This window comes from Pleomorphochaeta sp. DL1XJH-081 (assembly GCF_049310885.1).
Classification (GTDB): Bacteria; Spirochaetota; Spirochaetia; order Sphaerochaetales; family Sphaerochaetaceae; genus CAYZJV01.
Window position 1 is genome coordinate 1 of sequence record NZ_JBMDYO010000229.1, and the last position, 229, is coordinate 229.

1 pseudogene is annotated in these 229 nt (G+C 63.8%); it reads right to left on the bottom strand.

From position 1 onward, the window contains the following. Positions 1–229: pseudogene (locus ACODJP_RS14560) on the bottom strand (hypothetical protein); the annotation flags it as partial.

The window sequence follows — 229 nt, forward strand, 5'->3', positions numbered from 1 at the left end:
GTTCAGCAGACAGGATTTAAAGGAGATACCTTTTTGATCGAGGTAGCGCTTCAGCAGGTGCGGGTAAGAGGTGGCGATGCGTTTGCCGTCCAGCGCCGCCGGGCCATTCCAGGCTTCATCCACCGGAGTCGCCAGCGACAGGCGGCAGCCGCCGAAGTCGAGACGGCGCAGGGTGAAGTAGCGCGGGTCTTCGCCCTGGGCGCGGCGGCTGAGCAGCTCTTCTTCCAGC